Here is a 24,405-nt window from a genome sequence, read left to right on the forward strand (position 1 = left end):
ACGCCGGATCCCATCCCCGACCGGACGTCCCTGTGGACGACCGCGTCGACGCAGCCGCCCTCAGCCGGGGTAGGTGACGGCGCGGATGCCCTCGGCGATCGGCGCCCAGGAGTAGTTGTCCTCGTACCGCCACACGCGGCCACGCTCACCGAGCAGTGTCAGCTTCTCGGCGACCGGCTCGACCGAACTGCTGCCCCGGCGTTGTGAGGCGGCGAGACGCCGCGCCTGCCAGTCGTCGGAGGTGCCGATGGCGGTGAGCGAGGTCCCGTCCTGGTTGAGCAGGTAGGGCCGCAACTGGCTGTCGGTGGTCTCGGCACCCAACACGACCAGGGTCGTCGGCTCCGACCAGACGACGTCGACCAGCGCACTGAGCGCGGTGCCCTGGGGCAGCGGCAGTCCGACCGGTCGGAACCCCGACAGCTTCGGTCCGCCGGCACGGGAGAGCCGCATCAACCCCAGCGACCGGTCCCCGGCGGCGTTGCTGATGATCACCGCGGCGCGCACCCCGTCGGGCGCGATCCGCAGCTCCTCGATGCGGGCGCCCTCCGGCAGCTCCACGGTCACGGTCTGCACCACGTCCCCGGTGACGTGCCACAGCACCGGGGAGCCGTCGTCGCGGCCCAGCACGAGCAGTTCGTCGTACCGGGTGTACTGCGGCCGTTGCAGACCCTCGACGTCGGCCAGTACGACGGTGGGTTCGCTGTTGCCCAACATGCCGGCCAACAGCTGGGTGCCACCCCCGGTGACCACCGCGGCCTGGTCCCCCGACAGGCTGATCCCCATCGAGTCGATCGGACCGATCCGGCCGAGCGGCCCCTCGACCAGCGCCGGCGTCGGTTGGTCGGCGCCGTCGTCGAGCCGAGCCAGACCGGCATCGGTGGCGACGAACAGTTGGGTGCTGGTCAACGTGCTGACCGGCCCGTACGTCGCGTGCGAGTCGATCGCGACGACCTGGTCGACGGCCCCTCGGATCACGTACGGCGAACCGTTCAACAGGAACCGGACCCCACGCACCCCCGCGAGCTGGCGGAGCGTCCAGACGGTCTGGGCGGCCAGGGCCGTCCGTTGCTGGTCACTCAACCCGGCGACGGCGTCGCTGACCGAGATCTCGGCCACCCCGGAGGCGTCGACCGGAACCGAGATCGTGGTGGCCCGTTCCGGGTAGGCGCTGATCACGGCCGGCCGCAGCCAGTCGGTGGGGCCGCGGAGCATCCGTTGCACCAACGTGGTGGCCGACAGGTTCGAGCGGGGGACGTAGATCGGGTCCGGCACCAACGCGGTGAAGCCCGGTTCGAAGAAGTACAGGTTGACCAGTCGGTAGAACTGCTCGAAGTCGTACTGGGTCATCAACAGGCCCTCGGGCGGGTTGCTGATCCGCCACTGGCCGTCGGCGTTGCGCCGCAGCTGGAAGTCGTGGTTCACCTGTTCGCCGGACGCACTGCGGTACGCGTCATCGGCGCCCAGCACGCCGACCAGCGGCGCCTCGAACGCAGCGGAGTCCTCGGTGATGGTCGGCACGTAGTTGTTGGCGACGACCTGCACCCCCGACTCCGGCCGCCAGGTGTCGCGGACCTCCTCGGTCAGGTACTCCCGGGCGACCTCGTAGTTGGGCTGGTAGTCCGCCATCGCCTGCAGGAAGCCCGACACGATGATGCGCGGCGAGGCCCCGGGCTGCGGCGGGTCGACATGGATCTCGATCCGCGGGTCCTGGGCCCGCCCCGAGGCCTCCACCGGCTGGACCTCGCCGCTGGTCGGGACGTTGACGCACCCGGCCAGCAGGGTGCCGACCAGTGCCACGCACAGCAGGAGTGCGGCTCGGGTCCCCCTCATGGCGACACCTCCCGCTGCTCCCTGACCGGATCCGTGGTCACGGGGTCGCCCGAGTCGTCCAGGTCGTCCAGGTTGTCAAGGTCGTCCGCCGCGGGATCGTCCGGTACGGGTTCCGGCCCGGCGGTCAGCGCCGCCGGCTCGCCGCCGACCCGGACCGACACCAGGGTTCGGCTCACCTCGCGGGCCGCCCCGGCGGCGCCGACGAGGTCCCGCGGCACCACCGGCAACGGCGACACGTGCAGGATCGTGCCGGCGCGGCGCGGCAGCGTGAGCCTGAACTGGGCACCCCGGCCGGGACGGCCCCACGCGTTGAGCCATCCGCCGTGCAGGTTCGCGTCCTCCATCGAGATCGCCAGCCCGAGCCCGGTGCCACCGAGCGTCCGGGCGCGCGAGGCGTCCGCCCGCCAGAAGCGGTGGAACACCTGCCGTGCCTGCCCTGCCTCGAAGCCGACCCCGTGGTCGCGGACGGCCACCGCGACCGCGTCCTCGTCGCACTCGACGAACACGTCGATGGACTTCTGCTCACCGTGCTCGATGGCGTTGACCAACAGGTTCCGCAGGATCCGCTCCACCCGCCGCCGGTCGACGTCGGCGGTGCAGGCGTGGGGGGCGTGCAGCAGCACCGGTGTGCCGGCCCGGACGGCATGGCTCGCATTGGCCCGAACGACCTCCTCCACCATCGCGCGGATGTCGACCGGCTCCAGGGCGAGCTGGGCTGCCCCGGCGTCGAACCGGCTGATCTCCAGCAGGTCGGCCAGCAGGGCCTCGAACCGGTCCAGTTCGGTCTGCAACAACTCCGCCGAACGGCGGGCCAGGGGGTCGAAGTCGTCGCGCGCGTCGTGCAGCACCTCGGCCGCCATCCTTACCGTCGTCAAGGGTGTCCGCAGTTCGTGCGACACGTCGGACACGAAGCGCTGCTGCACCCGGGACAACTCCTCCAACTGCTGGATCTGCTTCTGCAGCTCCGAGGCCATGTGGTTCATCGAGATCGCCAGCCGGGCGAAGTCGTCCTGGCCGCGGACCACCATCCGGTCGTCGAGGAAGCCGTCGGCCAACCGTTCGGCCGCCTGCCGGGCGGCCCGTACCGGCGAGACGACCTGGCGGGCGACCATTGCCGCGATCCCGGCCAACAGCACCACCAACAGCAGACCGGTGGTGATCACCGCGTTCTGCAACACCTCGAGGATGCCGACCTCCTCGGTCAGCGGGAAGATGAAGTAGATCGGGTACCGCCCACCGGAGGCGAACAGGCTGGCACCGACCACGATCCCCGGCGTACTGGCCCGGGAGTCGGTGTACTGCACCAGGGTCGAGGTCCACCAGACCTGGTCGTCGGAGAGCACCTGCTCCCGCAGGCTCTGCGGCACCGAGCGGCTGTCGACGCCGGCCGACTGGATGAACCCGACCGGCCCCTGCACCACCACGTGGTACTGCTGGGTGGCGGTGCCGCGCTGCTCGAAGTCGGCGGCCAGCTGCGTCAGCACCGTGTTGACGTTGCTGGACGTGGTGCCGGCCGCGTACAGCTGCCGCTGCGCCCCGTCGATCGCGGTCCGTGCCTCGGCGACCGAGGCGTCCTTCTTCCCCTCGACGACACCGGCACTGGCCTGTTCCATCAGGAAGAGCCCACCCACGAAGAGCACGAGCACGCTCGCGAACAGGGTGGTCGCCACGACCCGGAGCGGCAACGACCGGAACCACCACTGGAGCGGTGCCCCCAGCAGGCGCCCCGGAGCGGACTCGGAGAAGCCCATGCGCTACTTCCCGGTCGGCTCTCCGGCCTTGTAGCCGATCCCGCGCACCGTCAACACGATCTCGGGGCGTTCGGGGTCGCGCTCGATCTTGGACCGGAGACGCTGCACGTGTACGTTCACCAGCCGGGTGTCGGCGGCATGGCGGTAGCCCCACACCTGCTCCAGCAGCAACTCTCGGGAGAACACCTGCCAGGGCTTGCGGGCCAGGGCCAACAACAGGTCGAACTCGAGCGGGGTGAGCGAGATCAACTTGCCGTCCCGCTTCACCGTGTGCCCGTCGACGCTGATCTCCAGGTCCGCGACCTGCAGCGTCTCCCGCTCCTTGCTGGCCGTCGGCAGCCGCCGCAGCCTGGTCCGGATCCGGGCGACCAGTTCCTTGGTCTTGAACGGCTTCGGGACGTAGTCGTCGGCACCCGCCTCGAGCCCGGCCACCACGTCGATGGTGTCGGACTTGGCCGTCAGCATGATGATCGGGACACCCGAGGTGCTGCGGATCTCCCGGCAGATCTCGACGCCGTCGCGGCCCGGCAACATCAGGTCGAGCAGCACCAGATCGGGCTTGGCCTCCCGGAACGTGTCGACCGCCCGGTCACCGTGGGCACACCAGACCGGCTCGAAGCCTTCGTTGCGCAGCACGATGGACAACATCTCGGCCACCGACGTGTCGTCGTCGACCACCAGGATCCGACTCTTCGTGCTGTCCGACACCCGTGTTCACCCCATCAGCTGATTCACCGACCTGCCCGAACCGGGAGGCGGTGGGGCTGGGCATCCGCCGTCGGCGGATCGCTGGACCCATGCTAGTGGGTGAAGGAAGGAATCTCCGGGACCACGGAGCCGACGTGGGCCCACTGCCGTGACAGACTGGGGCGATGTCTGCCACCACCACCCCCGCACGCGATGACTTCGCGTCCCCGGGTGGACCGTCGCGGCAGGGCGAGGCGATGCCGACGATGCAGGGCCGACACGTCCGGCGCGGTCGGCCCAAGGTGCTCGAGGCGGGCCGGACCGCGATGGTCCCGCTGCGGCCGCTGACGATCATGGAGATCCTCGACGCCGCCTTCGTGGTGATCCGCAGCCGCCCCAAGGCGATGCTCGGCCTGCCCCTGCTGCTCTCGCTGGCGATGGTGGCGTTCGCCGGCCTGAACACGGTCGGCATCATGGTGCTCGGCGAGTCGACCTCACCGGTCGTCGTGGTGCTGCTGTCGGTGCTCGGCATCATGGGCGCCACCCTCGTGCTGCTGGTGGCGATCATCTGGCTCAACGCGGTGCTCAGCCGGATCGCGCTGGAGGTGTTGCTGGGGCCCGGGTTCGTCCCGGTGATCGGCAAGCTGCGCCTCCGTAACATGATCCGCTGGCTGCCCGCCGTGATCGGTCTGGCCCTGTTGCAGGCCGTCGGCACCTGGCTGGTGCAGTCCGTCGCCGGCGTGCTCTCGTACGTGTTCATCCCGTTGACGATGGTGCCGGACCCGGCGTTGCAGTGGATCGGTGCCGTGGTGGTCTCACTGGTGATCGTGCTGGTCACCTGTTGGGGCTACTCCTACATCGCCCTGGCGGTGCCCGCGTACATGGTGGAGAACGGCCACACCCCCGCCTGGGTGGGGCGGCCGTACCAGCCGACGAACGTCTTCACCGCCTTCGCCCGGTCGATCAGGCTGATCGGGATGCGGCAGGCCGTCCGGTCCACCCTCGTCCTGGCGGGCTCGTTGCTGCTGTGCATGCTCGTGCTCTACCTGACCTTCTACGGGTTCATCGTGCTCACCCTGTCGCTGCTGCAGAACTTCACCGGCGCCGCCATGCTCATCCTGGGCAACAACCCGCTCATCCTGCTGGGCATCTTCGGTGCCTCCATGATCATCAGCGGCTCGGTGTGCCTGGCCTTCTTCGCCGCCAGTCAGACCGTGCTCTACCTCGACCTGCGGATGCGTCGCGAAGGCCTGGACCTTGCGCTGCGCTTCGACCAGGTCGAGATCCCGCAGCCGTCGAGGCCCCCGGTGGCACCCCGGCCGATGGTGCCCACCGGCCCACCACCCGGCCCACCACGCGGACCGGCCCCGACGCCCGGCGCACCGCCGACGGGTGGGAACCGCTGATGGGGGCGCCGATCGAGATCGGTGCCGAGGAGGCACGCCGCCGGGCCGCGGAGGAGCTCGCCAAGGCGAAGTACCAAGGCATGCCCGACTGGCTGGCCGACCTGCTGGCACGGCTGGAGTTCCTGCTCGAACAGCTGACCAGCCCCGACCGGACCCCGACCGCCGGGGACGGGCCCGGAAACTGGGTGCTGCTGGTGGTGCTGCTGGTCATCCTGGCCGGCATCGCCCTGATCGTGTGGCGGGTGGGGATACCGCGGTGGCGGTCCCGGGTTCCCGACGCCGAGGTCGAGGTGGATCCCGAACAGTCGCCTGACGACTACCGCACGGCCGCCCAGGCCGCTGCCGACGCCGGCGACTGGGTGACCGCGATCCGGGAACGGTTCCGGGCCCTCATCCGCGAGCTGGAGGAGCACACGATCCTGGACCCGAGGCCCGGCCGTACCGCACTCGAGGTCGCCGGCACCGCGGCCCGGCTGATGCCCGAGGCGGACCAGCCACTGCATCGGGCGGCGTTGCTGTTCAACGACGTGATGTACGGCGACGTGGTCGCCGACCGGGCGATGTACGAGGAGATGGCGAGCTCCGACGCGACCGTGCGCGCAGTCGCCGAGCAGTTCAAGCACCCCGACGTCACCGACGACGAGGAACAGGCGGTGTCGGCCCGGTGACCGCCACGCCACCCGGATCGACGGACCGGCCGATGCCCCCGTCAGCAGCTGCGCCGACGACCCGGACGCCCTCCTCGCCGGTGTCCCCCGACCACACCGATGACGCCCCGGCGGCACGGCCGTGGTGGCGCCGACTCCTGACGCCGTTGATCCTGGTGGCGGTGCTGGCACTCGCCGTCGGACTGCTGGCGGTCGGCCTGGTCGCGATCTCCCCCGCCACCCCCGGTGGCATCCGCGACTCCGACTCCGCCGGCCGCAGCGCGATCGGTGCGCTACTGCGTGACGAGCAGATCTCCGTCGCCGAGACCCAGTCCTGGGAGCAGGCTGCCGCGGCCGCCGATCGGGGTGCCGCGATCCTGGTGACCGACCTGCGGCCGCTGAGCCCCGGAACCTTGGACGCCCTGATCGAGCGCCGCCCGGCGCGGATCGTGGTGGAACGACCCCGCAATGGTGACCTGAACGGGCTCGGTCTCCCGGTCCGTGCCGGCACCGACGCCACCGCACCCGCCACCGACGAGCCCAACTGTGACGACCCTGCCGCACGCCGGGCCGGCCGGATCGCCACGAACGGCTCCCCGGCCCGGTACCGGCTGACGCAGGGTGCCCGCCCGACTGTCGCCTGCTACGGCGACGCCGGGACGGGTCACCAGTTGCTGGTCTTCGAGGAGCGCGGCGTCGAGTTCGTCATCATGCCGGCGGTGACCACCAACCGGGTGCTGGCCGAGGCCGGCAATGCGTCGCTGGCGATGCAGCTGCTGGGCGCCCACCCCGAGCTGATGGTGTACGACCCCTTGTTCGGCGACCAGCTCAACCGCGGTGGGGGCTGGGAGGGCGGGCAGGGCCGCGCCCCGACGCTGCTGCCGGACACCTGGTTGCACGGCGTCGGACTGGCGGTCGTCGCCATGGTCGTGGTCGCGGTCTGGCAGGGCCGTCGCCTCGGCCCGATCATCACCGAGAAGTTGCCGGTGGTCGTCCCCGCCTCCGAGACCGTCGAGGGACACGGCCGGTTGTACGCCCGGATCGGTGCCCGTGATCGCGCGGCCGAACTGATCCGTACGGCTGCCACGCGTCGGCTGTCGCGTGGTCTCGGCCACGCCGACGACCCCGACGTCCTCGCCCGGGCACTCGCCGACCGGACCGGCTGGTCGTACGGCGAGGTGCGGCACCTGTTGACCGGGCCCGCGCCGACGACCGACGACCAACTCGTGACCCTGAAACGCAAACTGGACGCCCTGGAGCAGGAGGCTCGACGCCCATGAGCAACAATCCCCACCCACCACAGGCCGGACCCGGCTACGGCCCACCACCGGGCCAGTACCCGGCCCCGGGTCCCCACCCGGCCGGGCCGCCGCAACACCAGCCCCCGACGGGGCCGCCGCAGCACCAGCCGTCCGGGCCACCCGGGCCGCCGGTGCCGGGCCAGGGTCAGGCCGCGGCCGGTGGCTTCCAGCCACCAGCCCGCGAGGCGGCACCGCAGTCCGCCGCCCGGCAGTCGCTGAATGCGCTGCGCGACGAGGTCGGCAAGGCGGTCGTCGGCCAGTCGTCGGCCGTCACCGCCATGATCATCGGGTTGCTGTGTCGCGGCCACATCCTGCTCGAAGGCGTCCCCGGAACCGCCAAGACGTTGCTCGTACGCAGCTTCTGCGAGGCCCTGCAGCTCGACACCAAGCGGATCCAGTTCACCCCCGACCTGATGCCCGGCGACATCACCGGATCGCAGATCTATGACGCGAGGACCGGTGAGTTCACCTTCCGGAAGGGCCCCGTCTTCACCAACCTGATGTTGGCCGACGAGATCAACCGGACCCCACCGAAGAGCCAGGCCGCCCTGTTGGAGGCGATGGAGGAACGGCAGGTGTCGGTCGACGGCGAGGCCATGCCGCTGCCCACGCCGTTCATGGTCGCGGCCACCCAGAACCCGGTCGAGTTCGAGGGCACCTATCCGCTGCCCGAGGCCCAGCTCGACCGGTTCCTGATGAAGATCCGGATCGACCTGCCCGAACGCGACACCGAGATCGAGGTGCTCAGGCGCCACGCCGGCGGCTTCGATCCCCGCAACCTGTCGGCCGCGGGGCTCCGACCGGTGGCCTCGCCCGACGACCTGGCGGCCGCCCAGTCCGAGCTGGCCGACACCTTGGTGCAACCTCAGATCATGGCCTACATCGTCGACGTCGTACGGGCCACGCGGATGTCGCCGTCACTGCAGATCGGTGTGTCACCGCGTGGTGCCACCGCCATCCTCAACACCGCCAAGGCATGGGCCTGGCTGCAGGGCCGGGCCTACGTCTCCCCCGACGACGTGAAGGCGCTCGCCTTCCCGACGCTGCGGCACCGGGTCACCCTGCGCCCGGAGGCGGAGATGGACGGCATCAGCACCGACTCGGTCATCGAGTCCATCCTCGCGACCGTCCCGGTCCCACGTTGACCGGGACGCGCGGCGCGGGGAGGAGTGCGGTGACGACATGGTGTTGACCTGGCGGTCCGGGGTGGTGGCGCTGGCCGCGATCCCGGTCGGCTTCCTGTTCGGCGGCTGGGCGTGGTTGCTGGTCGCCGCGCTGGCCCTGGTCGTGCTCGTCGACGTCATCCGGTGCCCCGATCCGCGCAAGGTGACCGTACGGCGTGGTGGCGACTCCGCCATCCGGTTGGGCGAGTCCGCCGACACCTGGTTCATGATCACCAACCGGGGGCGGCGGCGAATGGTCGGCGTGGCCCGCAACTCGTGGATCCCGTCGGCCGGGGCGCGCGGCGGCATCCGCAAGCTCGACATCCCCGCCGGGCAGCGGCGCCGCTTCCCGACCCGATTGACCCCGACCCGGCGCGGCGACCGTACCGCCGGGCCGATCACCATCCGTACCCTCGGTCCGTGGCGCTTCGCGGGTCGTCAGGCCGACCACGAGGTCGAGCAGTCGGTCCGGGTACTGCCGCCCTTCCACTCCCGCAAGCACCTGCCCTCACGCATCGCCCGGCTCCGCGAGCTGGACGGCCGCTCGGTGCTGCTGCAACGCGGTCAGGGAACCGAGTTCGACTCGTTGCGCGAGTACGTCCCGGGAGACGACGTCCGCTCCATCGAGTGGCGGGCCACCGCGCGCAGCAACACCGTGGTCGTGAAGACCTGGCGTCCCGAGCGGGACCGTCACGTGCTGATCGTGATCGACTCCGGCCGCACCGCCGCCGGCCGCGTCGGTGACCAGCCCCGACTGGACCACCACATGGACGGTGCCCTGCTGCTGGCCGCGCTGGCGGCGAAGGCCGGTGACCGGGTCGACCTGCTGATCGCCGATCGGGAGGTCCGCGGCAGCGTGGCCCGGACCAGTGGCAACGACCTGCTGGGCCATCTGGTCAACACGATGGCCGGCGTGGAGGCCACCCTCGTCGGCAGCGATCACCGGCTGATCGTCAACGAGGCGCTGCTCCGTGTCAGCCAACGTTCCCTGGTGGTGCTGCTGACCGGTCTGGACCACGCGACGATCACCGACGGCTGGCTGCCGGTGCTCGGCCCGCTGCTGCAACGCCACCGGCTGGTGGTCGCCTCGGTCAGCGATCCGCGACTGACCGAGCTGGTCACCGACGTCCACGACGCCGACGAGGCGTACGCAGCGGCCGCCGCCGAGGCCGACCATGATCGCCGCAACGACACCGCGAACGCGCTGCGCCGGCTGGGTGCCACCATCGTGCAGGCTCCCCCCGACGCCTTCGCACCACAGCTCGCCGACCACTACCTGGCGTTGAAGAAGGCCGGTCTGCTCTGATCCGGGTGCCGTGGCCGTCGGTCTCTCCGTGTCGAAGGGCGGCACAGCGACGTGGCTGGACGTGAGCTCCACCTGTGTCGCTGTGGCGCCCCTTTTCACGACGGGACCGCTCCCCCGGCACGCGAAAGGGGCCGCGACGACACGTCGCGGCCCCTGCTTCCCGTCCCCGATCAGGGGACGGGCAGCGCTCGCCTACTCGTAGTTGTCCTGGTCGGCCGTCTGGCCGCTGCCGCCCTGGTTGCCGGTGTAGCCACCGTTGCCGGTGTTCTGCACCGGACCCTGCGGCTGCTCCGGTTGGGTGGTGCCCGGCGGCGTGGTGGTCGGCGGCGTCGGTGCGCCCCCGCCGTCGGTGCGCGGTTCGTACCCCTCGGAGGCAGCCGTCGCGGCCGGCCAGTTGGCGACGGTCAGCTCGGTGTTCCCCTCCCGGGTCTGGCTCATCAGGCCCAACAGCTCGCCCTGCATCGCCCCCCAGTCGGACCCGATCTCAGTCTTGAACTCGTTGATCCAGTTCTTCAGGCCCAGGTTGTTGTCGCGCATGTAGTAGATCCGCTCGGCCCAGATGTTGTCGGTGTTGCTCACCGTCATGTCCTTCAACCCGCTGTGGACCTGCTTCACCGAATCCCAGATGCTGATGTAGATCATCTGTTGGATCAGCGAGCTCGACTCCATGCCGTTCCGGGCGCCGTCGGCGGACCGCTTCACGTCGGCCATGGCGGCGGTCTGCGGCTCCAACTGCCGGATGTATCCCTCGGCACCTTCACCCGTCCAGCTCTGGGCGATCTGGCTCTGCGCCAGCTGCTGCTCGAACGTGCCGAGCTTGTCGTACACCTTCGTCTGCCAGTCCTTGTTCTTGTCGTCCATCGGGACCGCCAGCGACACGTGCGAGCGGAAGGTGTCGTCGTAGGTGGACTTGAACGAGTTCCAGTGCTCCTTGGCCTCGTTCCAGACCCCCTCGATCTCCTCCTTGAAGTTCCGCAGGTCGTCCTTGGTGTTGTCCGACCAGCCACCGTCCATCTGGTCGCGCAGCCGGTCCTCCTCCTGGGTCATCGCGTCCTGGTCAGCCTGATACGCGGTGTTCATGTAGGAGCGGTAGTTGGTCATCTCGCTGTTGATGGTCTCCGGCATGGAGCCCCACTGGGAGATGTTGACCTGGGCGCCACCACCGGGCACGCTCGGAGCATTTGTCATGATCGGGTCCTCACTTCGTCGGGTTGGTCAGCAGTTGCGCCGGTCAGACCGGGGTCTGCACGTGCGGGCCACGCGCACCGGGGGCCGAGTTGACCTCGTTCTCGACCTGGCTGGCGCCCTGCTCGCCGCTGGACTCGACGCCGTCGTAGTCGTCGGCAGCCTTGCGGAGGTTGGCCGCCACGCCGCGGAACTCGGTCTCCCCCTTCTCCAACCAGGTCACCACGTCGGACTGCAGGGAGTTGTACGGTTCCTGGGCCGAGCTGGCCACCCCGAACTCGTTGTGTGCGCTCGACCGGGCCGTCGGGAGCGCCTCGGCGTACGCGTCGGCGGCGTCCTCCCAGATCTGGGCCTCCTGCCGCAGCGACTCGCCGTCCACCTCGAACGAACCCTGGCCGCCCCCGCCGCCGAGGCCACCACCGCCACCGCCGAGGCCGCCACCGCCACCGCCGAGGCCCCCGCCGCCTCCGCCGGGCGGAGGCGTGCCAGTGAGATCGGGCGACGGCGTGCCGGTCCCCGGCGGGGTCTCGAACTCGTTGCCGCCGTTGTCGGGGTCGTACGGGAACTCGTCCTCCGAGTCCGGGATGCCGTCACCGTCGGAGTCGCGGTCCGGGTTCTCGAACTCGTTGCCGCCGTTGTCGGGGTCGTACGGGAACTCGTCCTCCGAGTCCGGGATGCCGTCACCGTCGGAGTCGCGGTCCGGGTTCTCGAACTCGTTGCCGCCGTTGTCGGGGTCGTACGGGAACTCGTCCTCCGAGTCCGGGATGCCGTCACCGTCGGAGTCGCGGTCCGGGGTCTCGAAGTCATTGCCGCCCCCGCCGCCGCCGTTGTCCGGGTCGTACGGGAACTCGTCCTCCGAGTCCGGGATGCCGTCACCGTCGGAGTCGCGATCCGGCATCTCGAAGTCGTTGCCACCGCGATTCGGGTCGTCGGGGAAGGCGTCCTCCGAGTCCGGGATGCCGTCACCGTCGCGGTCGGGGCCACCCGCACCGGCCGCGCTGGTGCCCGGACCGGTTGCCAGCTTGCCCAGTCCGCCGCCACCCGCGCCGCCACCGATGCCACCGCCAAGACCACCGCCGGCACCGCCACCGATGCCACCGCCGAGGCCGCCACCAACGCCACCGCCGGCTCCGACACCGCCACCCGGGCCGCCGCCGACCCCGGAGGCTGCGGTGCCGCCGCCGCCCATCAGGCCGGCTCCGCCGCGACCCGCACCGGCGCCGCCGCCAGCGGATCCGGCACCGCCGGCACCGCCACCGCGGGCACCCATCATCGGCGGCATCATCATCGGCGAGCCGCCACCCTTGCCCGACGAGCTGTCGGCCCCGTTCGGGTCGAGCAGCGCCTCGTAGATGTCGAGGTCCTCCAGCAGGTCGTCCTCGTTGCCGATGCCCTCGGTCTGCGAGAGCGCGACGCGCTTCTCCTCCGACGGGGGGTTGGTGCGGTCACTCATCGGGTGCCTCCTGGGGTGCCGTAGTTGGCGATCCGCGCCTTCATCTCCGCGTGGACCTCAATCAATTCGTTCTGCAGTTCGTCGTACTCGCCGGGCTCGTACTCCGGCTCGACGTAGGCGGCGTACGCGGCGTTGTGTGCCTCCTGGATGGCATCGCAGATCTGGGACACGTTCGCCTTCTGCGCCCACTCCTCGTCGATGTCGACCTCGAGCGTCTTCATCATCCGACCCAGCGTGACCGTGACCATCCGGTTGTCGCTGGTCGCAACGGTCGGGTCGCCGACCCACCGGCCATGCTTGACCTGCTCGGGCGGCAGTGCGTCCAGCGCCTTCTCCCGTTCGGTGACGCTGAACAGCGTCTCCATCCACCGGTTCATGAAGGCCTGGTCGATCTTGGCCGAGCCGACCTCGACCGCCGGCGCGTCCTCCTGCGGCGTGGTGTTGCCGAACTGCTTCTGCCAGCCCCGCAACGCGATCGTGACGCAGATGCCGAGGGGCTGCCCCTTCATCCGCTCCCGCCACCGGTTGCTGATCCGGATCTTGGCCAGTTTCTGGGTCTCCGGCTCGAGCCACAGGTGGACGACGTTGTTCAGGTCGTGCTCGGTCGACCCCTCCGGGACCGCCTGGGCACGCCAGTCGTCGGCAGGCCCGTTCTGCTCGGGTTCCTCACCGTCCGGCGGTGCGGTCGGATCCATGAAGTCGATGTCATCGGCGAGTTCGTCGTCATCCGGCCAGGTGGTCATCCACGCTCCTCCACTGTTACGGCCTCCACGCGAGGTACGGCATCCATGAAACCACGCGATGAGTTCATTCTCCCGGCCCGTACGGACACCGCGATCAGTTCAGTTCCGGGTCGTCCACCCACGTCGAGAAGTACGCCAGCTCGCTGGGCTGGCGGCGCAGCACCCGACGCCAGAGGTCTTCGGGCTGGTCACCGAACACGTCGTCGTACCGGGTGTCGGCGACCCACCACCACCCCAGTGACATCTCGCTCGCCAGCTGTCCGCTGTCCCATCCCGAGTAACCGGCGAAGATGCGGAGGTCGGCGTACGCACCACCGACGATCTCGGTCGGGGTGTCGAGGTGCAACAGACCCACCCCGTCGAACACCCGTCGGAAGCCGGGCGGATCCTCCTCCTGGTCGACCAGGGCGGCCAGGCAGATGGCGCCGTTGGCCGACACCGGGCCGCCGTTGAACAGCACCCGCGGTGACGACACCAGCGACGCCCACGCCGGCAGCACCGACTCCAGACGCGGCTCGGCGTACCGGTTCAGGATCACCCCGAGGGTGCCGGACTCGTCGTGGTCGATGATCAGGATGACCGTGCCGACGAACGTCCCTTCGTCGACCGCCACCGAGGAGATCAGCAGGTCACCGGCACGCGGGGGCCGCGCCGGGGAGGGGTCCCGACGATGTGGGGCACTCATGTCGTGGCCGTCCGCACCGTCACGCGCGCGAGGTGCCGTCCCCGGATCCCGGACCTCCGCCCGGCTCCGAGGCCGCACCACCCGCGGCGACGCGGACGGCCTCGGCGACGATCGTGTGCACCTCGGCGTGGAAGACGCTCGGCATGATGTAGGCGGCGTTCAGCTCGGTGTCGGTGACCACCGAGGCCAGCGCCCTGGCCGCGGCCAGCAGCATCGGTGTGGTGACCTGGTCGGTACGCGCGTCGATCAGGCCCCGGAACACGCCGGGGAAGGCGAGCACGTTGTTGATCTGGTTGGCGAAGTCGGACCGTCCGGTCGCCACCACTGCGGCGTGCCGGGTGGCCTCCACCGGATCGATCTCCGGCTCGGGGTTGGCCAACGCGAACACGATCGCGTCCTCACTCATCGCCGCGACGTCGTCGGCATTGATCACCCCCGGGGCGGAGACGCCGATGAAGACGTCCGCGCCCGCCATCACGTCGTGGATCGTACCGGTCAGGTTGTCCGGGTTCGTGTGGTCGGCCACCCACTGCATGGACGGGCCCAGGTCGGGTCGGCCGCGGTGAACCACCCCGTCGATGTCGACCGCGATCAGGTGCCCGACCCCGGCCTCGACGAGCAGCCGCATGATCGCGGTCCCGGCCGCGCCGGCTCCGGCCATCACGATCCGGACCTGGTCGATCTCCTTCGAGACCACCCGCAAGGCGTTGTAGAGCGCGGCCAGCACCACGATGGCGGTGCCGTGCTGGTCGTCGTGGAAGACCGGGATGTCGAGGGCCTCGCGCAGGCGTGCCTCGATCTCGAAACAGCGGGGTGCGGAGATGTCCTCGAGGTTGATCCCGGCGAACCCGGGGGCGAGGGCCTTGCAGACCGCGATGATCTCCTCGGTGTCCTGGGTGTCGAGGCACAGCGGCCAGGCGTCGATGTCGGCGAACCGCTTGAACAGTGCGGCCTTGCCCTCCATCACCGGGAGGGCCGCCTTCGGGCCGATGTTGCCGAGCCCCAGCACCGCGGATCCGTCGGTGATCACCGCAACGCTGTTGCGCTTGACGGTCAGTCGACGGGCGTCCTCGGGATTCTTGGCGATCGCCAGGCACACGCGGGCGACGCCCGGGGTGTAGACCATCGACAGGTCGTCACGGTTGCGGATCGGGTGCTTCGACTCCATGGCGATCTTGCCGCCCAGGTGCATCAGGAAGGTGCGGTCCGACACCTTGCCGATCACCGCGCCGGGGACCTGCCGCATCACCTCGACGATCGCTTCGGCGTGGTCGCCGTCACGGGCGGCGCAGGTGACGTCCATCCGCAGCCGTTCGTGGCCCGAGGCCGTCACGTCGAGGGCGGTGACCAGGCCACCGGCCTGTTCCACCGCAGTCGTCAGGGCACTGACGCCCGCACCGCCGGCCGGGAGCTCCAGACGTACGGTGATCGAGTAGGACACGGACGGGGCGGCAGTCACGCTCGCATCTTCTCACGACACCCCGCCGTGGAGGGAGACCCACCTCACACGCGTCCCCGGCGGGTGTGCCCATGTGCTCCTGACTTCCTGTTCCGGCTACATGTTGTGGCGGAGTTCGACCGGGTCACGCCAGCCGAGGATCGCCTCGAACATCCGTACGGTGTCGACCGACTCGGCGACGTCATGCACCCGGATGATCCGCGCACCCGCGCACAGCGCCCAGGTCGTCGCGGCCAGGCTGCCCGCCAACCGGTCGGGCTTGGCGCGGCCGAGGGTCTCGCCGACGAAGTCCTTCCGGGAGATCGCGGCCAGCACGGGGTGACCCAGCTCGGCGACCTCGGCCAGCCGGCGGGTCAGCTCCAGGGTGTGTCGGGTGTTCTTGTTCAGGTCATGACCGGGGTCGATGATCAGCTGATCCGGGGTGATCCCCGCGGCCAGGGCGACCGCCACCCGGTCGGCGAGCCGCGCCGCCACCTCGGCGGCGACGTCGTCGTAGTGGGGTCGGGGCAGGTGTCGGTGCGGGGCGGCCAGGCTGTGGGTGACCACCAACGTGGCCCCGGACGAGGCCACCACCTCGGCCATCCGCGGGTCGTACAGCCCGGAGGTGTCGTTGACGACAGCGGCGCCGGCGGCCAGGCACCGTTCGGCGACCTCCGCGCTGGTGGTGTCGACCGAGATCACCACGTCACTGGCCGCCGCCACCTGCTCGACCACCGGGAGCACCCGGGCCAGTTCCTCGGCCGCGGACACCTCCGGGGTGTCGGGGGAGAACGGGACGCCGCCGACGTCGACCCAGTCCGCACCCTGCTCGACCGCCCGCAGCGCCGCGGCGACCGCACGGTCGAGCGCGAAGTCACGCCCCTCGTCGTAGAAGGAGTCGGGCGTACGGTTCACGATCGCCATCACCGCGACCTGGCGGTCGAAGTCGAACTCCCGACGACCGATCCGTCGACGCGGCGCGACCAACGAGGGCAGGACTGCAGGCCCCACCGAGGTGGCCGGAGCAGGGTCGACGGGGTCTGTCATGGCGACATCGTGTCAGGTCCCCGCAACCGGGGCCGTCCGCCCGCCCGCCTCGAGATCCCTGTCGAGGGGTCCGCGACGGGCACGGCCCGACCGCCCTGGTTTCGGCTTCAGGACCAGTTTCCCGTCCACGGAACCGCGCACCCCTGGAGGCCACCATGACGCAGTACTTCTTGACCATGCCGCACGACACCGCCGAGGAACCCACCATGGCGTCCATGCAGGAGAGATGGACCCCGCTGCGCTGCAAGAGCTGTTCGCGCTGGAAGTGGTGTTCGCGGCAGCCCTGACGTGGGCCGAGCAGGCCTCCCGGGCAACGCGGTCGAGGATCGAGGTGCGTGCCCTGCAGGAGGCTCCCGAAGGCGCCCCCAGCTGAACGACGAGCTGGCGGGACATGACCAGCCGTCGGGACATGATCAGCCGCGGGACACGACCAGCCGTCGGAACATGACCAGCCGTCGGGACATGACAGGGCCCGGACCCTCGGGCGAGGATCCGGGCCGTGTCAGGGGTGGAGGTGGCGGGAATCGAACCCGCGTCCTCGAGCGATGAACCAGGGCTTCTCCGGGCGCAGTCAGCTGCAGATTTTCTCAGCCCCCGCACTCACGCTGACATGGTGCGAGACGGGCTCAGCCTTGTGAAAGTCCCGGTCACGCCACAAGGCGAGGCGTCACCAGCGAGTCTCCTTGATGAGGCCAGGGTCCGGGTCGGAGACACTCCCGGTCTGACCCTTCGGTCACTGCTCAGGCAGCGAGAGCGAAGTCAGTGCGCTTGGAATTGGCACTTATTGGTTTCCAAGGAACATTAACGAGTTGACCTTGGATTCTCGGCCCGCTTCCCCTGGGACTGTCGTCCCAAGTCGAAACCGATCACCCCCTGTTGAGTTGTACCCGGCCGCCGGGGCCACTGCTCCCCGCCCGGCCGTCGACCCAGTCTACTACTACTTCTCGGGCAGGATCTCGATTTTCGCCAGCCGCCGTACGGGGTTGGTCCAGTCCTCGCCCTGGGCCGCCTTGGCGCCGCCGATCACGGTGCCGAGCAGCCAGCCGAGGGTCACCACACCGAACAGCACGTCCTCGATGGCCCCCGGCAGCACGATCGACAAGATGCCCACCACGATCAATGCGACCAGCGACAGTGCCTGGAAGTTGAACGACTTCGCCGCCTCCTTCCGGGCGTACGAACCCTTCTCGGTGATCGCGAAGATGATGCCGGGCCCGACGATCGAGGTCGCCAGCGCCAGGAAGTGCCCCATCGCGGCGGTGGCCCGCCCGGCGCCCTCGGAACGCTGCTGGGACATCGACTGCTGGGGCAGCGGTGCGTACGCCTGGTGCGGGGCGAGGTCGCGGCCCGCGTACCCACCGGGTTCGTAGCCGCCGGCCCCGTAGGGCCCCGGCTCGGGACGGCGATGGGCCACGGTCTCGGGCGCTCGGGGACTGGTGCCCGACGACGGGACCGCGACGATGCCGAGGAAGGCTCCGTTCAGCTCGGAGCGGTTGTTGGCCTGGATCGCCAGCTGGATCCGGCGGTCGAACTCGTACTCGTTGATCCGGCCATCGGCGTAGGCGTCCATCAGGAACGTCTCCGCGCGCTGCCGCTCGTCCTCGGTGATCGGGGTCGCGAGGGACGGATGCTCAAAACCGGAAGGCGTGCTCATGGCTTCCATGATCCTCCGTGGAGCGGCGCGAATCCATCGGGGGGCGACCCCGATCGGTCCCCTAATCCGACGTCACCGCACCGGGGGTGCGGAAACGGCGGGGCGTCGACCCTCCGGTAGTGTCGCCGCCATGTCTGAGAAGCCAGAGATCGACTTCCCTGCCGGCCCCGCCCCCACCGACCTGGAGGTCACCGACCTGACCGTCGGCGACGGCGACGAGGCGACGAAGGGCCGTACGGTCCGCGTCCACTACGTCGGCGTGACCCACAGTGGCGGCGAGGAGTTCGACGCCAGCTGGAACCGCGGTGAGCCGCTGGAGTTCCCGCTCGGTGCCGGCTACGTCATCCCCGGCTGGGACCAGGGTGTCCAGGGGATGAAGGTCGGCGGCCGTCGTCAGCTGACCATCCCGCCGCACCTGGCGTACGGGGACCGTGGCGCGGGCGGCGTGATCGGCCCGGGCGAGACCCTGGTCTTCGTCGTCGACCTGATCGAGGTCCGCTGACCTGACCGGCCGCGGTCGGTGGCGCCCGCACTCACCAGCTGGAGAAGCTGCTGCCGCCACCACCGCCGCCGGAGAACCCGCCCCCGCCGGAGAACGACGACCCGCCGCCGAACCCGGAGCCCGACGAGGTCGACGACGACGGCGTCGGTTTGGGCGTCGCCGACGTGCTCAACGATCCGGCCAGCCACCCGACCTGGAACGAGCTGAAGCTGTCGCCGCCGTGGTACCAGGTCGGCGCCCGGTCCGGGAGCCGACCCTCGGCCACCAGTTGGCGGCACAGTTCGGCCCACCGGTCGGTCAGGTCGAACATGATCGCCCACGGCAGGTACCGGGAGTAGATGTCCTCCCCCTCCTCGAACCGGAGCTGGTCGGCCTCGGCGGTGCGCAGGTACAGCTCGAACCCTTCGACCAGGTCACACATCGCCCGCCCGTCCGCCGAGCGGGCACCCCTCGCCAGCCGTCGCCGTACGAGCATGATCGCCAGCCAGATCGGCACCAGCGGGATCAGGTAGACCAGCGAACTGAAGCCGACGACGTAGCCGAGTCCGATCGCCCCGAACAGCACCACCCCGAACGCGACGTTGCTGGTGGTCGACGGTCGCGTACGGAACCAGCCCCGGTCGGTGACCTGGTTGCGCACCGACACGACCAGGTTGTCGTGCGCCTTGGTGAGCGTGCCCCGGGCACCCAACTGTTCGGCGGCCGGCGGCTGCCGGCCGCCGAACAGCGCGGTGAGGAGCACCATCTCGTGCGGTGCAGTGGCCCGACCCGGGTCGACCAGGTGGACCGTCACGTCGTTGCTGCCGGCCCCGCCCTTGTGGATCTCCAGGGCACCGCGGACCGCCAGGTCGACCACGGTCGCCGAGGTCTCCCGGATGTCCACCTGACCGTCGACCAGCAGCCCCGCCTCGGCGACCGGGATCCGCGGCGGTGAGAAAGCCACCGGGATCTCCGGCTCCGGGTCCCTGACGACCTTGGCCTGCTGCCCGCGTGCCGGGACCGTACCGGGCGCCAGGTCGGCGTACCGCTGGTCGCTGCCGCGCAGCCGGACCACCAGGAACCCGATGACGGCCGACAGCACGCCGGTGCCGGCGGTGATCCCGCCGATCTGGAACACCTTGTCGCGTTGTTCCTTCGCCTCGCTGGTGATCAGGTACGGCTGGTTGTCGACGACGACGCCTTCGGGGATCGCCACCCCGATCGACAGGCCGTCGGAGCCGGACAGGTTGGAGTGCGCGAACACCGCCTCGCCGCCGACGATCTCGGCCCGTTGACAGTCGCCGGTCGACCGGACCGGACCGGCGAAGCAGCTGACCTGCAGCGGATCGGCCGGCGTCCGGACGGTGACGTCGAGCTGGTCGACCGGCGGGTGCTCGAAGCTGATCACGTCCCAGTAGAGCTCGTCGAAGTCGGGCGAGCTGTCCCGCATCACCCCCGACACCCGGTACGTGAGCACGTACGTGTGGCGGGTCTGCCCCACCGTGGTGTTCGGGTCACCGATCCGCACCACCAGCTCCTGGTGGCTGCCGCTTCCCTTCGTGCTGGTGCTGACCCGGGTCTTGGCGCCGGTGGGGCTCGTCACCTCGATGTCATTGATCCCGTAGCGAATGTCGTGGTCGTCGTCCCAGCGCTCCTGTTGGGTCATGGCGACCGTGATGCCGTGACTGGAGGTGCTGCCGAACACCCAGTCGATGGTCTGCTCGACCTCGAGCGAGCCACCGTCGGTCAGCGTGTAGACGGTGCTGAGGCGCTCGATCCGATCACCCGCGGCAGCGGCCGGGCCGACCGGGACGACGAGCAGCCAGCCGACGGCCAGCAGCAGTGCCAGCAGCAGTCGAGCGGCCCGTCCCCCGAGCGGCCGACCCATCTCAGGCCTCACCCCGGTTGCGGGCGGCCAGGGCCCGCTCGGCCTCACGTTGGCTCTCCCGCTCGGCGATGGCGTGCCGCTTGTCGTACTCCTTCTTGCCGGTTGCCAGGGCGATCTCGACCTTGGCGTAGCCGTCGACGAAGTAGAGGGCGAGCGGGACGATCGTCGTCCGGGTGTGCGCGGTCTCGCGGTGCAGCTTGTCGATCTCGCGGCGGTTCAGCAGCAGCTTCCGGGTCCGGCGGGCGGTGTGGTTGGTCCAGGTGCCGTGCGAGTACTCCGGGATGTGGGCCTCGCGCAACCAGACCTCACCGTCGTCCACGGTGGCGTACGCGTCGACCAGTGAGGCGCGGCCGGCCCGCAGCGACTTGACCTCGGTGCCCTGCAGCACGATGCCGGCCTCGAAGGTGTCGCCGATGTGGAAGTCATGGCGCGCCTTGCGGTTCTGCGCGATCATGCTCCGTTTGGGCTTGCTGGCCGTGAACTGCTTGGACATGGCTCCATGATGGCCGACCGGGTGGTGCGGCGGCGAATGGGTTCCGCCCACGCGCCGCGGACCACCGGAGTGCCGTGGTGTGGCTCAGTACCAGCTCATCGGGTTGCTGACGCTGCCGTTGAGGTACAGGTTGAAGTGCAGGTGGCAGCCGGTCGAGTAGCCGGTGGTGCCGACGTACCCGATGGTCTGCCCCTTGCTCACCCGCTGCCCCACGCCGACGATGTAGCGGGTGGCGTGGTTGTACGCGGTGCTCACGTAGCGACCGTCGACCCGTCCGTGGTCGACCACCAACCGGTGACCCCAGGCGGAGTTGTAGTAGCGCTCGGCCACCCGACCGCTGTAGGCGGCCTTGATCGGCGTCCCGCAGCCGGCGCCGAAGTCGGTGCCGTCGTGCAGCTTCCAGTACTTCAGCACCGGGTGGAACCTCATCCCGTACGGCGAGGTGATCGGCCCGGTGACCGGGTAGACGAAGCCGTGGTGTGCGGCGGCCTGCTGCCGCGGCGCCGGCTTGTTGCGCGAGGAGCTGGACTTCCGCTGCGGCGCGGCCGGCTTCTGCTGCTGGGCGGCACGCTGCTGGGCCGCACGCTGCTGGGCGGCGCGACGTTCGGCCGCGGCCTTCTCCGCGGCAGCCTTCGCCGCGGCAGCCCGCTTCTCGGCCTCGATCCGGGCCTTGATCCGCTGCTCGACGGCCTGCCGCTCGGCGACCAGCTTGTCGTAGTCGGCCTTGTCCGCGGCGACGGCCTGCTCGGCCGCCTGCTGCGCGGACTGGTTCGCCTTGACCAGTTCGGCCACCATGGCGGCCTGCTGCTCGGCCTGGTTCTCCAGCGCGGCCTTGTGCTCGAGGTTCTTCGCCGCCGCGGCCCGCTGCTTGGCGACCTCGGCCTCGATCTCGCTCTGCTTGGCCCGCTGGGCGTTGAGCTCGCGCTGGGCCGCCTCGAGCTCCTTCATCTTGGCCTCGGTCGCGTCGAACATCGTCGACGACCACTGGACCCGCGTCTGCAGGTCGCGCATCGAGCCGTTCTTGGCGAGCACCGCGACCGGCAACAGGTTCGTCTTCTTCTGCCACTGCGACTGCACGACGACCCCGACCTCGGCCTTCTGCGCCTCGAGCTTCTTGATGCCCTCGGCGACGGCGAGCTTGGCCGCCTCCAGCTTGGCCTGCTCCTCGGCCAACTGCTTGGCCATCTTCGCGTCGAGGGCGGCGGCCTCGGCCAGCTCGGCACGGGTCCGGACCAACTGTGCCTGGGCGTCCTCCAACTGGATCCGGGACGCCTCCAGGGCGGCGATCGCACCGGACAGCTCGTGCTTGGACTCGTTGAGCTGCTTCTGGGTCTGCTGGAGCTCGCGCTGGATGCGCTCCTTCTGGTCGTCCAGGTCGTCCGCACGCGCGGCCGGTACGGCCATGGTCGCAACCACCGCACCCGCAACGACGCAGGCAACGACGGCACGCAGGAGCCTTGCCGGCCGGAACATGTCCCGAAGCACGCCTGTCCCCAATCTGTTGGTGAGGGGTACTCCGCGTCGTCGGTCCATGTTCGATTTCAGACCCGGAGGTACTTCCTCGTCGTGATGAGCGTTGGGATTATCGCCAGAAGAAGGCCGACGATCGCAACCCCCACCATGGCCAGACCCGCTTCCGACCACCCAATCCATTCAAAAGCCTTGAGTGAGACTTGAGCCTTGTGCATGATGATGAAGTACACCCCTGAGGCCAGTGTTACGCATGCGAGAGCTATTCCGAGGGCTGCGCTGATGATCGCCTCGAGCAGGAACGGCAACATGATGTAGACGTTGCTCGCCCCGACGAGCCGCATGATCCCGATCTCGCGGCGACGGGCGAATGCGGTCAATCGGATGGTGTTGCCGATCTGCAGGGCTGCGGCCAGCAGCAGCAGCCCGCTGGCGGTGATGGTCCCGACCTGGATCAGGTTCATCCACGAGAACAGTGGGTCGAGGTACTCCCGCAGGTCCTGGACGGCCTCCACCCCCGGGAGCCCGGCGACCTGGCCGACCACCCCCATGTACTGCTCCGGGTCGACCAGTTTGACCCGGAACGACTCCTGCATCTGGTCGACGGTCAGCGTGTCCAGCACCGGGCTGTCCTCGTACGCCTTCCGGAACTGCTCGTACGCCTCCTCCTTGGTCTCGTGGTAGACCTCGGCCACCTCGGGGTTGCCTCGCAGTGTCGCCTCGATGGTCTCGCGCTGCGCGTCGGTGACGTCGGTCCCGCCGGAGCAGGTCTCACTCGCCGGCGAGACGGTGCCGCACAGGAACACCGAGATCTCGACCTGGTCGTACCAGCGGCCCTTCATCAGCTCGACCTGCTGATAGGCCAGCAGGCCGGAGCCGAACAGTGCCAGGGACACCCACATGGTGACGATCACGGCGAGCGTCATGGTCAGGTTGCGGCGCAACCCCGACCAGGTCTCGGACAGTACGTAGCGGTAGCGCATCAGCGGTGGTCCTTCGTGGTACGGCCGGGGGTACGGGTCTGTGGCAGCCGGAGCTGCGGTCGTGGCGTGGTCACTGGTAGCCGTACACCCCCTTGCTCTGGTCGCGGACGACGCGGCCCACCTCGAGCTCGATCACCCGCTTGCGCATCTGGTCGACGATCGTCGAGTCGTGGGTCGCCATCAGCACGGTGGCGCCGGTCCGGTTGATCCGGTCGAGCAGCTTCATGATGCCGACCGAGGTCGCCGGGTCCAGGTTGCCGGTGGGCTCGTCGGCGATCACGATCTTCGGACCGTTCACCACGGCCCGGGCGATCGCCACCCGCTGCTGCTCACCGCCGGACAACTCCTCGGGCAGCCGTTTGCCCTTGCCCTCCAGTCCGACCAGCTCGAGCACCTCGGGAACCCGCTCGGCGATCTCCTTGCGGCTGCCGCCGATCACCTGGATCGCGAACGCCACGTTCTCGTGCACGGTCTTGCCCGGCAACAGCCGGAAGTCCTGGAACACGGTGCCGATCTCGCGACGCAGTGCCGGAACCTTCCAGCCCGGCAGCCGGTTCAACTCCCGGCCGGCAACGAAGACGCGTCCCCGGCTGGCCCGGTGCTCACGGAGCACCAGCCGCAGGAAGGTCGACTTGCCCGAACCGGACGCTCCCACCAGGAAGGCGAACTCGCCCTTGGCGATCTCGAGGTCGACGTCGCGCAGCGCGGCACGCTGCTGCCCCTCGTAGGTCTTGGAGACTTGCTCGAATCGGATCATCAATAGCCTCGGCCGCACTGGAGTACGGGAAGTGGTG

The 24,405-nt window shown here is 69.9% G+C and carries 22 protein-coding genes and 1 other RNA gene; 7 read left to right on the forward strand and 16 right to left on the reverse strand.

What is annotated here, in order from left to right; all coding sequences use genetic code 11:
- Positions 1-60 precede the first annotated feature (60 nt).
- Genes ACQBAU_RS11695 through mtrA form a run of 3 tightly spaced genes read right to left on the reverse strand, consistent with a single transcriptional unit; the run spans position 61 to position 4,229 of the window.
- On the reverse strand, positions 61-1,830 hold the full coding sequence (locus tag ACQBAU_RS11695; protein WP_434551087.1) for an LpqB family beta-propeller domain-containing protein: 1,770 nt from the start codon (positions 1,828-1,830) through the stop codon (positions 61-63).
- Complete coding sequence (gene mtrB, locus ACQBAU_RS11700) at positions 1,827-3,581, reverse strand: MtrAB system histidine kinase MtrB (RefSeq protein WP_434551088.1); 1,755 nt, start codon at positions 3,579-3,581, stop codon at positions 1,827-1,829. Before mtrB ends, ACQBAU_RS11695 begins: the two co-directional genes overlap by 4 nt.
- A gap of 3 nt (positions 3,582-3,584) precedes the next feature.
- Complete coding sequence (gene mtrA / locus ACQBAU_RS11705; protein WP_465259507.1) at positions 3,585-4,229, reverse strand: MtrAB system response regulator MtrA; 645 nt, start codon at positions 4,227-4,229, stop codon at positions 3,585-3,587.
- A 224-nt stretch (positions 4,230-4,453) separates the two neighbouring features.
- Between mtrA and ACQBAU_RS11710 the strand changes: the two genes are divergently transcribed.
- Genes ACQBAU_RS11710 through ACQBAU_RS11730 form a run of 5 tightly spaced genes read left to right on the forward strand, consistent with a single transcriptional unit; the run spans position 4,454 to position 10,091 of the window.
- Positions 4,454-5,674 (forward strand): hypothetical protein, encoded by a 1,221-nt coding sequence (locus tag ACQBAU_RS11710; RefSeq protein WP_465256477.1) that lies wholly within the window; start codon positions 4,454-4,456, stop codon positions 5,672-5,674.
- The gene (locus ACQBAU_RS11715) at positions 5,674-6,342 is read left to right on the forward strand and encodes a DUF4129 domain-containing protein (RefSeq protein WP_465256476.1); all 669 of its coding nucleotides are present in this window, start codon (positions 5,674-5,676) and stop codon (positions 6,340-6,342) included. The genes ACQBAU_RS11710 and ACQBAU_RS11715 overlap by 1 nt, the downstream gene beginning before the upstream one ends.
- 32 nt (positions 6,343-6,374) lie before the next feature.
- A complete protein-coding gene (locus ACQBAU_RS11720; RefSeq protein ID WP_465256475.1) occupies positions 6,375-7,601 on the forward strand; it encodes a DUF4350 domain-containing protein in 1,227 nt (408 codons plus the stop codon).
- Complete coding sequence (locus ACQBAU_RS11725; protein WP_434551093.1) at positions 7,598-8,767, forward strand: AAA family ATPase; 1,170 nt, start codon at positions 7,598-7,600, stop codon at positions 8,765-8,767. Before ACQBAU_RS11720 ends, ACQBAU_RS11725 begins: the two co-directional genes overlap by 4 nt.
- A 37-nt stretch (positions 8,768-8,804) precedes the next feature.
- Positions 8,805-10,091 (forward strand): DUF58 domain-containing protein, encoded by a 1,287-nt coding sequence (locus ACQBAU_RS11730; RefSeq protein WP_465256474.1) that lies wholly within the window; start codon positions 8,805-8,807, stop codon positions 10,089-10,091.
- A gap of 192 nt (positions 10,092-10,283) precedes the next feature.
- Here the strand turns inward: ACQBAU_RS11730 and ACQBAU_RS11735 are convergent, their stop codons facing one another.
- The 6 genes from ACQBAU_RS11735 to folP form a co-directional block, all read right to left on the reverse strand.
- Positions 10,284-11,279 (reverse strand): hypothetical protein, encoded by a 996-nt coding sequence (locus tag ACQBAU_RS11735; protein WP_465256473.1) that lies wholly within the window; start codon positions 11,277-11,279, stop codon positions 10,284-10,286.
- 43 nt (positions 11,280-11,322) lie between these two features.
- On the reverse strand, positions 11,323-12,729 hold the full coding sequence (locus ACQBAU_RS11740; RefSeq protein WP_465259359.1) for a hypothetical protein: 1,407 nt from the start codon (positions 12,727-12,729) through the stop codon (positions 11,323-11,325).
- Positions 12,726-13,472 (reverse strand): hypothetical protein, encoded by a 747-nt coding sequence (locus ACQBAU_RS11745; protein WP_465256471.1) that lies wholly within the window; start codon positions 13,470-13,472, stop codon positions 12,726-12,728. The genes ACQBAU_RS11740 and ACQBAU_RS11745 overlap by 4 nt, the downstream gene beginning before the upstream one ends.
- A 94-nt stretch (positions 13,473-13,566) precedes the next feature.
- Positions 13,567-14,157 (reverse strand): YqgE/AlgH family protein, encoded by a 591-nt coding sequence (locus ACQBAU_RS11750; RefSeq protein ID WP_434551098.1) that lies wholly within the window; start codon positions 14,155-14,157, stop codon positions 13,567-13,569.
- A gap of 19 nt (positions 14,158-14,176) precedes the next feature.
- Positions 14,177-15,616 (reverse strand): NAD-dependent malic enzyme, encoded by a 1,440-nt coding sequence (locus tag ACQBAU_RS11755; protein WP_434551099.1) that lies wholly within the window; start codon positions 15,614-15,616, stop codon positions 14,177-14,179.
- A gap of 96 nt (positions 15,617-15,712) precedes the next feature.
- Complete coding sequence (folP, locus tag ACQBAU_RS11760) at positions 15,713-16,642, reverse strand: dihydropteroate synthase (protein WP_434551100.1); 930 nt, start codon at positions 16,640-16,642, stop codon at positions 15,713-15,715.
- Between the two features lie 226 nt (positions 16,643-16,868).
- Between folP and ACQBAU_RS11765 the strand changes: the two genes are divergently transcribed.
- Positions 16,869-17,015 carry a hypothetical protein gene (locus ACQBAU_RS11765; protein ID WP_465256470.1) on the forward strand — a complete coding sequence of 49 codons (147 nt, stop codon included), beginning with the start codon at positions 16,869-16,871 and terminating at the stop codon, positions 17,013-17,015.
- Positions 17,016-17,148: 133 nt separating this feature from the next.
- Here ACQBAU_RS11765 and ssrA read toward each other — a convergent pair.
- Positions 17,149-17,516, reverse strand: a transfer-messenger RNA (tmRNA) gene (ssrA, locus tag ACQBAU_RS11770).
- Between the two features lie 63 nt (positions 17,517-17,579).
- Positions 17,580-18,296 (reverse strand): DUF1707 and DUF4870 domain-containing protein, encoded by a 717-nt coding sequence (locus ACQBAU_RS11775; RefSeq protein ID WP_434551102.1) that lies wholly within the window; start codon positions 18,294-18,296, stop codon positions 17,580-17,582.
- Positions 18,297-18,426: 130 nt separating this feature from the next.
- Between ACQBAU_RS11775 and ACQBAU_RS11780 the strand changes: the two genes are divergently transcribed.
- Entirely contained in the window at positions 18,427-18,798 is a 372-nt protein-coding gene (locus ACQBAU_RS11780) for an FKBP-type peptidyl-prolyl cis-trans isomerase (RefSeq protein ID WP_465256469.1), read from the forward strand.
- A gap of 31 nt (positions 18,799-18,829) precedes the next feature.
- On the opposite strand, the gene ACQBAU_RS11785 is transcribed toward ACQBAU_RS11780, so the two are convergent.
- The 5 genes from ACQBAU_RS11785 to ftsE form a co-directional block, all read right to left on the reverse strand.
- Entirely contained in the window at positions 18,830-20,665 is a 1,836-nt protein-coding gene (locus tag ACQBAU_RS11785) for a DUF2207 domain-containing protein (protein ID WP_465256468.1), read from the reverse strand.
- Between the two features lies 1 nt (position 20,666).
- On the reverse strand, positions 20,667-21,158 hold the full coding sequence (gene smpB, locus ACQBAU_RS11790) for an SsrA-binding protein SmpB (RefSeq protein ID WP_434551105.1): 492 nt from the start codon (positions 21,156-21,158) through the stop codon (positions 20,667-20,669).
- 84 nt (positions 21,159-21,242) lie between these two features.
- On the reverse strand, positions 21,243-22,562 hold the full coding sequence (locus ACQBAU_RS11795) for a peptidoglycan DD-metalloendopeptidase family protein (RefSeq protein ID WP_465256467.1): 1,320 nt from the start codon (positions 22,560-22,562) through the stop codon (positions 21,243-21,245).
- Between the two features lie 137 nt (positions 22,563-22,699).
- The gene (gene ftsX / locus ACQBAU_RS11800; protein WP_465256466.1) at positions 22,700-23,611 is read right to left on the reverse strand and encodes a permease-like cell division protein FtsX; all 912 of its coding nucleotides are present in this window, start codon (positions 23,609-23,611) and stop codon (positions 22,700-22,702) included.
- Between the two features lie 70 nt (positions 23,612-23,681).
- On the reverse strand, positions 23,682-24,368 hold the full coding sequence (ftsE, locus tag ACQBAU_RS11805) for a cell division ATP-binding protein FtsE (RefSeq protein WP_434551108.1): 687 nt from the start codon (positions 24,366-24,368) through the stop codon (positions 23,682-23,684).
- Positions 24,369-24,405 lie beyond the last annotated feature (37 nt).

Origin of the sequence: Carbonicoccus niuqiaonis, assembly GCF_050157065.1 — a bacterium.
GTDB lineage: Bacteria > Actinomycetota > Actinomycetes > Propionibacteriales > Propionibacteriaceae > Avipropionibacterium.

What these genes read in the sequence shown, in the direction of transcription:
- ACQBAU_RS11795 (WP_465256467.1), bottom strand. Translation starts at nt 22,562, where the DNA reads ATGGCCGTACCGGCCGCGCGTGCGGACGACCTGGACGACCAGAAGGAG.
- folP (WP_434551100.1), bottom strand. Translation starts at nt 16,642, where the DNA reads ATGACAGACCCCGTCGACCCTGCTCCGGCCACCTCGGTGGGGCCTGCA.
- ACQBAU_RS11785 (WP_465256468.1), bottom strand. Translation starts at nt 20,665, where the DNA reads ATGGGTCGGCCGCTCGGGGGACGGGCCGCTCGACTGCTGCTGGCACTG.
- ACQBAU_RS11740 (WP_465259359.1), bottom strand. Translation starts at nt 12,729, where the DNA reads ATGAGTGACCGCACCAACCCCCCGTCGGAGGAGAAGCGCGTCGCGCTC.
- ACQBAU_RS11715 (WP_465256476.1), top strand. Translation starts at nt 5,674, where the DNA reads ATGGGGGCGCCGATCGAGATCGGTGCCGAGGAGGCACGCCGCCGGGCC.
- ftsX (WP_465256466.1), bottom strand. Translation starts at nt 23,611, where the DNA reads ATGCGCTACCGCTACGTACTGTCCGAGACCTGGTCGGGGTTGCGCCGC.
- ACQBAU_RS11780 (WP_465256469.1), top strand. Translation starts at nt 18,427, where the DNA reads ATGTCTGAGAAGCCAGAGATCGACTTCCCTGCCGGCCCCGCCCCCACC.
- ACQBAU_RS11765 (WP_465256470.1), top strand. Translation starts at nt 16,869, where the DNA reads ATGGACCCCGCTGCGCTGCAAGAGCTGTTCGCGCTGGAAGTGGTGTTC.
- ACQBAU_RS11725 (WP_434551093.1), top strand. Translation starts at nt 7,598, where the DNA reads ATGAGCAACAATCCCCACCCACCACAGGCCGGACCCGGCTACGGCCCA.
- mtrB (WP_434551088.1), bottom strand. Translation starts at nt 3,581, where the DNA reads ATGGGCTTCTCCGAGTCCGCTCCGGGGCGCCTGCTGGGGGCACCGCTC.
- mtrA (WP_465259507.1), bottom strand. Translation starts at nt 4,229, where the DNA reads ATGTTGTCCATCGTGCTGCGCAACGAAGGCTTCGAGCCGGTCTGGTGT.
- smpB (WP_434551105.1), bottom strand. Translation starts at nt 21,158, where the DNA reads ATGTCCAAGCAGTTCACGGCCAGCAAGCCCAAACGGAGCATGATCGCG.
- ACQBAU_RS11695 (WP_434551087.1), bottom strand. Translation starts at nt 1,830, where the DNA reads ATGAGGGGGACCCGAGCCGCACTCCTGCTGTGCGTGGCACTGGTCGGC.
- ACQBAU_RS11730 (WP_465256474.1), top strand. Translation starts at nt 8,805, where the DNA reads ATGGTGTTGACCTGGCGGTCCGGGGTGGTGGCGCTGGCCGCGATCCCG.
- ACQBAU_RS11735 (WP_465256473.1), bottom strand. Translation starts at nt 11,279, where the DNA reads ATGACAAATGCTCCGAGCGTGCCCGGTGGTGGCGCCCAGGTCAACATC.
- ACQBAU_RS11720 (WP_465256475.1), top strand. Translation starts at nt 6,375, where the DNA reads ATGCCCCCGTCAGCAGCTGCGCCGACGACCCGGACGCCCTCCTCGCCG.
- ACQBAU_RS11750 (WP_434551098.1), bottom strand. Translation starts at nt 14,157, where the DNA reads ATGAGTGCCCCACATCGTCGGGACCCCTCCCCGGCGCGGCCCCCGCGT.
- ACQBAU_RS11775 (WP_434551102.1), bottom strand. Translation starts at nt 18,296, where the DNA reads ATGAGCACGCCTTCCGGTTTTGAGCATCCGTCCCTCGCGACCCCGATC.
- ACQBAU_RS11745 (WP_465256471.1), bottom strand. Translation starts at nt 13,472, where the DNA reads ATGACCACCTGGCCGGATGACGACGAACTCGCCGATGACATCGACTTC.
- ACQBAU_RS11710 (WP_465256477.1), top strand. Translation starts at nt 4,454, where the DNA reads ATGTCTGCCACCACCACCCCCGCACGCGATGACTTCGCGTCCCCGGGT.
- ftsE (WP_434551108.1), bottom strand. Translation starts at nt 24,368, where the DNA reads ATGATCCGATTCGAGCAAGTCTCCAAGACCTACGAGGGGCAGCAGCGT.